General features: G+C 66.3%; 5 protein-coding genes. 3 read left to right on the forward strand and 2 right to left on the reverse strand.

The features are described from left to right. The 3 genes from E4L96_RS13565 to E4L96_RS13575 all read left to right on the forward strand — a co-directional run. A partial coding sequence (locus E4L96_RS13565) for a PhoH family protein (protein WP_229414462.1) occupies positions 1–1,596 on the forward strand: 1,596 nt, incomplete at its 5' end. A gap of 146 nt (positions 1,597–1,742) precedes the next feature. After that, positions 1,743–2,189, forward strand: a complete 447-nt coding sequence (locus E4L96_RS13570) for a hypothetical protein (RefSeq protein ID WP_135207762.1) — start codon at positions 1,743–1,745, stop codon at positions 2,187–2,189. 79 nt (positions 2,190–2,268) lie between these two features. Beyond that, positions 2,269–2,688, forward strand: a complete 420-nt coding sequence (locus tag E4L96_RS13575; RefSeq protein WP_135207763.1) for a GNAT family N-acetyltransferase — start codon at positions 2,269–2,271, stop codon at positions 2,686–2,688. Between the two features lie 82 nt (positions 2,689–2,770). Here the strand turns inward: E4L96_RS13575 and E4L96_RS13580 are convergent, their stop codons facing one another. Beyond that, positions 2,771–3,661 carry a FecR family protein gene (locus E4L96_RS13580; protein WP_135207764.1) on the reverse strand — a complete coding sequence of 297 codons (891 nt, stop codon included), beginning with the start codon at positions 3,659–3,661 and terminating at the stop codon, positions 2,771–2,773. A gap of 13 nt (positions 3,662–3,674) precedes the next feature. Next, a partial coding sequence (locus tag E4L96_RS23730) for a hypothetical protein (protein ID WP_167758689.1) occupies positions 3,675–4,984 on the reverse strand: 1,310 nt, incomplete at its 5' end.

Raw genomic sequence — 4,984 nt, forward strand, 5'->3', positions numbered from 1 at the left:
GCCAAGACATCCGCCGTCCCCGCCGTGGCGCCAGAAGCCGCCCTGCCGCCACCCGCCCAGACACCCGCCCGCGCCAAGGGCAAGACCGATGCCGACGACGACCGCGCCGTCGCGCCCCACCCGGCCAAGCACAAGCCGGTCGAGGTGGTGGTCAAATCCAAGGCCAGCCGCAACGCGGACCAGGCCGGCCAGCCCAAGCTGTTCGTGCTCGACACCAACGTGCTGATGCACGACCCGACCTCGCTGTTCCGTTTCGAGGAACACGACGTCTACCTCCCGATGATGACGCTGGAGGAGCTGGACAACCACAAGAAGGGCATGTCCGAAGTCGCACGCAACGCCCGCCAGGTGTCGCGCTCGCTGGACGCCCTGCTCGGGTCGATGGATGACGAAGCCATCGAACGCGGCATCCCGCTCAGCAAGCTGGGCAACAAGGACGCCAAGGGCTGTCTGTTTTTCCAGACCAAGCTGCAGAACGGCCCGGCGCTGCCGGAAGGTCTGCCGCAGGGCAAGGCCGACAACCAGATCCTCGGTGTGGTGCGCGCGCTGGAGCAGGAGTATCCGGGCCGCGCCATCGTGCTGGTGTCCAAGGACATCAACATGCGCGTCAAGGCCCGCGCGCTGGGTCTGCCGGCCGAGGACTACTTCAACGACCACGTGCTGGAAGACACCGACCTGCTGTATTCGGGCATCGTCCAGCTGCCGGACGACTTCTGGAACAAGCACGGCAAGGATGTCGAGTCCTGGCAAGAGAACAAGAACGGCATGTCGACCACGTTCTACCGCGTGACCGGCCCGCTGATTCCCTCGCTGCTGGTGAGCCAGTTCGTGTTCCTGGAGCCGAAGAGTGGCGAAGCGCCGCTGTACGGCCAGGTCAAGCAGATCAACGGCAAGACCGCGGTGATCCAGACCCTGCGCGACTTCAGCCACAGCAAGAACAGCGTGTGGGGCGTCACCGCGCGCAACCGCGAGCAGAACTTCGCGCTCAACCTCTTGATGAATCCGGACTGCGACTTCGTCACCCTGCTCGGCCAGGCTGGTACGGGTAAAACCCTGCTGGCCCTGGCGTCCGGCCTGGCGCAGGTGCTCGAGACGAAGATGTACAACGAGATCATCGTCACCCGCGTCACGGTGCCGGTGGGCGAGGACATCGGCTTCCTGCCCGGCACCGAGGAAGAGAAGATGGGCCCGTGGATGGGCGCCTTCGACGACAACCTGGAGGTGCTGAACAAGTCCGACTCCGAGGGTGGCGACTGGGGCCGCGCGGCGACGCAGGATCTGATCCGCTCGAAGATCAAGATCAAGTCGCTCAACTTCATGCGCGGCCGCACCTTCGTGAACAAGTTCCTCATCATCGACGAGGCGCAAAACCTGACGCCCAAGCAGATGAAGACGCTGGTCACGCGCGCGGGTCCGGGCACCAAAATCGTCTGCCTGGGCAACATCGCCCAGATCGATACGCCTTACCTGACCGAAGGGTCGAGCGGCCTGACCTACGTGGTCGACCGCTTCAAGGGCTGGAGCCACAGCGGGCACGTGACACTGGCCCGAGGCGAGCGTTCGCGCCTGGCCGACCACGCGACCGACGTGCTCTGACGCCGCCGCTTCCCCATGCCAAGGCGCACCCGCGGGTGCGCCTTTTTTGCGCCCGCCAGATGGCGAATCAACCCCAGCTGGGGGTAAGTTTCCGGCTGGGCAGCGCCGCTATAATGGCCGTTTCTTTTCACTCAGGATTGCTCATCATGACTCTGACTCGCATCGCGGCCGCCGCCGCCCTGGCCCTGGCCCTCGCCTCCCCGGCCATGGCCGCCCCGCTGGACGCCTCGCACTACCAGCTGACCCCGGCCGTGCTGGCCAAGATGAAAGCCATGGAAGCCGAAGGCAAGAAGCTGAAACTCAAGGACGATGACAAAGACGACGACAGCGACGACGGCAAGAAGGACGAGTCGATTGAAGGCATGATCAAGAAGCTGGACGCCGATCCGCGCGCCAAGGCCCTGATCACCAAGCACGGCATGACCACCAAGGAATTCGCCATGGCAACCATGGCCTCGTTCCACGCAGGTTTCTACGTGATGATGGAATCGGCGATGGACAAGAAGGGCGCCGCCGACCTGTACAAGTCGTACACCAAGGAGCAGCAGGCCAACATCCAGCTGATGCGCGCCACTTACAAGCCGACCAAGTAAGATAGGGGTTCCCGCGAGGGGCGCCACCGGGGGTCCGGGGGCGCCCCTTTTTCATTGGACACCTTTGCAGGAGACCCGCATGCACACTGCCGACGACACGGCGCAGTACACGATCCGCACTGCCGACCGCAGCGATTACGAAGCTGTCCGCGCATTCCTGTCCGCGGCTGGATGGTCGCACCGCGTCGGTGACGCCGCGCGCTTCGCGGCCTTGCTCGACAACTCGCAGCGCAAGCTGCTGGTGGCGTGCGACGGAGAGGTGGTGGGCTTCGCCCGCGCCATCACGGACGAGATCTCGAATGGATATCTTTCCATGCTGGCGGTCGACCCGGTGCACCGAGGACGCGGGCTGGGCCGGCGGCTGGTGGAAGCCATTACGGCCGGCGATCCCGGGATCACATGGGTGCTACGCGCGGGGCGGGGCGAAAGCGTCGACTTCTTCCAACACGTGGGCTTCAGCCGATCCACCTGCGCGTGGGAGCGCATGCGGCAGGGTTGAGCGCCGCATAGTGGCCGCCACAACAAGAAAGGGACGTCCCGCTCGGGTACGTCCCCTTTTTTATGACCGCTGTCAGGCGCGTTCAGCGCACGATGCAGTCCACCGCCTGGCCCTGGCCCGGACCGTTGGAAGCCGTCGGACCGCCAGAGCCGGAGTTGAATGACGGCGGCGGCACAAACTGGATGTTCGGATTGGACGGCACGATGATCGGCGGCTGGCTCACGCTCGGCACATAGCCGAACTGGCCAGCCTGGAAGCCCAGCGAACCGCCGTTGTTGGTGACGACGATCGCGCCATCGGTCACCGACAGGTGCAGGCCCGGTGCCAGCGGCGGTGGCGCCGTCGGCGCCGTGCCACCCGGCGGGGCCGGATTGACCGCTCCGATTTCCGGCGGCAGCGCGCCCATGCCCGGCGTGACCGGGGTCTTGCCCTTGCCGCCCAGCGGATCGGCCGGCAACTTCTCGCCAGTCCCGCCCTGCGGCAGCCCGTTCAGCTGGCCGACTCCCACTACGGGCAAGCCACCCGCCCCCGTCGGCGGCACATACTGGATAATGAAAGTGGTGCCGCGGATACCGATGGTCGCCGCCGGCGTCTTCATCGCGAACTTTTCCTTGTTGCGCTTGCCCAGCGCGCCGGTCACCGAGCGCAGGCCGCCCTTGACCAGGTTGTAGGCCGCGCTGTCGTTCTCCGGCTTGTCCGACTCGAACGCGAAGTTCTCGATCGTGAACGTGGTGGCCGGGCGCAGCGTGATTTCGCTGTTGTCGATGAAGCGGATCATGGCGAAGGTGTTCTTCTCCGTCACCAGCGTGTCGCCCGATTCCACTTCGGATTTCTGCGCCAGCACCTTGATCTTGCCGTCGGGCTTGCGCGCGACCAGCGGGCCGGACAGCTGGACGACGGTGCCCGCGACCTGCGCGGCCCAGGCCACCGAGCCGCCCAGCAGCAGCGCGCAGAGGAAGACAGCCTTGAACATGCGCGCCCCCATATCAGTTGCAGTAGGTTTTGGTGGCCGGGACATTCTTGGCTCCTTCGGTTTTCTCCGGCGATGCGTTGCCGCCGGTTGGGCTCGAACCGGGCTTGCCGGTCGGTTTATCGTTCGGATCGGTTGCCGTGCCCGTGCTGCCCGGCTTGGAGCCGACGCCCACGCCCTGGCCCTGGAGCAGCGCCACCACCTGGTTCACGGGTTGGACTTTCTGGTCGCCACTGGTGCCGGTATTGCCGCCAAAGATGCGGCAGGTTGGATCGGCCGGATGAGTAGAGCAGAAGTCGGGCTTCGGCAGCACGGCCTCGCAACCCTGCAGGCTCGGATTGACCGCGCACTGCTCGATCTTCGGCAGGATCACCGCGCAGCCGTTCAGCGACGGGGAGCCAATGCACTCGGCCAGGGTCGGCAGCACCACTGTACAGCCCAGGCGGGTCTTGTCGGCGATACAGGCGTCCAGCTTCGGCAGCACCGCAACACAGCCTGCCCTGGTCGGATCGGTCACGCAGGCCTCGATCCTCGGCAGCACGCCCAGGCAGCCTGGGGTCGAGGGCTGGTCGATACACACCTGCATCGAAGGCAGACGCACTCCACAGCCGGGGAGTGACGGTGTGGCCACGCACTGGTCGATGGTCGGCAGCACCGCGATGCAGCCTTCCGCGTTTGGGTTCACGACGCAGGCGGACAGCGGCGGCAGCACCACTTCGCAACCCTTCTGCGTGCGGTCGGTCGTGCACTGGCCGATGGACGGCAGCACGGCCAGGCAGCCGTCGCGGGTCTTGTCGGCGATACACAGGTCGATATTCGGCAGCACCACGTCGCAGTTCGGCGTGTTCGGCGCCAGTTTGCAGATCGCCAGCGACGGCAGGATCACCTCGCAGCCCGGCTGGGTGGTGTTGGCGCGGCACTCGGCCACTTTCGGCAGCACGGCGTCGCAGCCTGGCAGGGACTTGTCGGCGATACAGGCGCCGATGGTCGGCAGCAGCGGACCGCAGCCCGGGGCCTTCGGATCGGCCAGGCACTGGTTCACGACCGAGCAGCCCTCGGTGGTCGGATGCGCGGCGCAGACGGCGGCCGATGGCAGCACCACCGAGCAGCCATCCCGGGACGGGGTGGCGATACATTCGGCCAGCTTCGGCAGCACGGCCGAGCAGCCTTCCGTCGACGGCTGTTCCTTGCACAGCGACAGCGGCGGCAGCAGCGCGCCGCAATTCGGACCGGACGGGTCGGCGATACAGGCCTGCTTGGCCTTGGCGATGATGTCGCCGCAGCCGGCCGCGCTCGGGGTGGCCAGGCACTCGGCCACGGTCGGCT

The organism is Zemynaea arenosa (assembly GCF_004614185.1).
Lineage (GTDB): Bacteria > Pseudomonadota > Gammaproteobacteria > Burkholderiales > Burkholderiaceae_D > Telluria > Telluria arenosa.

Bases quoted from the DNA above. Each gene is read 5' to 3' on its own strand.
- E4L96_RS13570 (WP_135207762.1), top strand. From the start codon at position 1,743: ATGACTCTGACTCGCATCGCGGCCGCCGCCGCCCTGGCCCTGGCCCTC.
- E4L96_RS13575 (WP_135207763.1), top strand. From the start codon at position 2,269: ATGCACACTGCCGACGACACGGCGCAGTACACGATCCGCACTGCCGAC.
- E4L96_RS13580 (WP_135207764.1), bottom strand. From the start codon at position 3,661: ATGTTCAAGGCTGTCTTCCTCTGCGCGCTGCTGCTGGGCGGCTCGGTG.